This is a genomic window from Vibrio sp. 1159 (assembly GCF_033340395.1).
GTDB lineage: Bacteria > Pseudomonadota > Gammaproteobacteria > Enterobacterales > Vibrionaceae > Vibrio > Vibrio alginolyticus.
In genome coordinates this window covers 1-2,150 of record NZ_JAWOWL010000081.1, presented here as the reverse complement: position 1 = coordinate 2,150, position 2,150 = coordinate 1, and the positions used below count along the sequence as shown (strand labels likewise).

General features: G+C 50.7%; 1 rRNA gene. It reads left to right on the top strand.

From position 1 onward, the window contains the following. Positions 1 to 28 precede the first annotated feature (28 nt). Positions 29 to 2,150: ribosomal RNA gene (locus R7127_RS25990) — 23S ribosomal RNA — on the top strand; the annotation flags it as partial.

The window sequence follows — 2,150 nt, the reverse complement described above, 5'->3', positions numbered from 1 at the left end:
ATCAACTCGAAACTCCTTCGGGTTGTATGGTTAAGTGACTAAGCGTACACGGTGGATGCCTTGGCAGTCAGAGGCGATGAAGGACGTATTAACTTGCGATAAGCCCAGATTAGGTAGTAAAAACCATTTGAGTCTGGGATTTCCGAATGGGGAAACCCAATACCATAAGGTATTACTGTTGAGTGAATACATAGCTCAACAGGGCGAACCGGGGGAACTGAAACATCTAAGTACCCCGAGGAAAAGAAATCAACCGAGATTCCGAAAGTAGCGGCGAGCGAAATTGGACTAGCCCTTAAGCTTTACACGCGTTAGACGAACAGCCTGGAAAGGCCGACGATACAGGGTGATAGTCCCGTAGTTGACGACGTGTGTTCAGTGAAATCGAGTAGGGCGGGACACGTGATATCCTGTCTGAATATGGGGGGACCATCCTCCAAGGCTAAATACTACTGACTGACCGATAGTGAACCAGTACCGTGAGGGAAAGGCGAAAAGAACCCCTGTGAGGGGAGTGAAATAGAACCTGAAACCGTGTACGTACAAGCAGTAGGAGCAGGCTTTGTCCTGTGACTGCGTACCTTTTGTATAATGGGTCAGCGACTTATATTCAGTGGCAAGGTTAACCATCTAGGGGAGCCGTAGGGAAACCGAGTCTTAACTGGGCGTTCAGTCTCTGGATATAGACCCGAAACCAGGTGATCTAGCCATGGGCAGGTTGAAGGTTGAGTAACATCAACTGGAGGACCGAACCGACTAATGTTGAAAAATTAGCGGATGACTTGTGGCTAGGGGTGAAAGGCCAATCAAACCTGGAGATAGCTGGTTCTCCCCGAAAGCTATTTAGGTAGCGCCTCGGACGAATACTACTGGGGGTAGAGCACTGTTAAGGCTAGGGGGTCATCCCGACTTACCAACCCTTTGCAAACTCCGAATACCAGTAAGTACTATCCGGGAGACACACGGCGGGTGCTAACGTCCGTCGTGGAGAGGGAAACAACCCAGACCGCCAGCTAAGGTCCCAAATTACTACTAAGTGGGAAACGATGTGGGAAGGCTCAGACAGCCAGGATGTTGGCTTAGAAGCAGCCATCATTTAAAGAAAGCGTAATAGCTCACTGGTCGAGTCGGCCTGCGCGGAAGATGTAACGGGGCTAAGTAGTAAACCGAAGCTGCGGCAATATACTTTTGTATATTGGGTAGGGGAGCGTTCTGTAAGCGGTTGAAGGTGTGTGGTAACGCATGCTGGACGTATCAGAAGTGCGAATGCTGACATGAGTAACGATAAAGGGGGTGAAAAACCTCCTCGCCGGAAGACCAAGGGTTCCTGTCCAACGTTAATCGGGGCAGGGTAAGTCGACCCCTAAGGCGAGGCCGAAAGGCGTAGTCGATGGGAAACGGGTTAATATTCCCGTACTTCTTACAATTGCGATGGGGGGACGGAGAAGGCTAGGTGGGCCTGGCGACGGTTGTCCAGGTTCAAGTGCGTAGGCTGAGAAATTAGGTAAATCCGGTTTCTCTTAAGGCTGAGACACGACGTCGAGCATCTACGGATGTGAAGTCATTGATGCCATGCTTCCAGGAAAAGCCTCTAAGCTTCAGATTGTAAGGAATCGTACCCCAAACCGACACAGGTGGTCGGGTAGAGAATACCAAGGCGCTTGAGAGAACTCGGGTGAAGGAACTAGGCAAAATGGTACCGTAACTTCGGGAGAAGGTACGCTCTCGACGGTGAAGTCCCTCGCGGATGGAGCTATTGAGAGTCGCAGATACCAGGTGGCTGCAACTGTTTATTAAAAACACAGCACTGTGCAAAATCGCAAGATGACGTATACGGTGTGACGCCTGCCCGGTGCCGGAAGGTTAATTGATGGGGTTAGACTTCGGTCGAAGCTCTTGATCGAAGCCCCGGTAAACGGCGGCCGTAACTATAACGGTCCTAAGGTAGCGAAATTCCTTGTCGGGTAAGTTCCGACCTGCACGAATGGCGTAATGATGGCCACGCTGTCTCCACCCGAGACTCAGTGAAATTGAAATCGCTGTGAAGATGCAGTGTACCCGCGGCTAGACGGAAAGACCCCGTGAACCTTTACTACAGCTTGGCACTGAACATTGACCCTACATGTGTAGGATAGGTGGGAGGCTTTGAA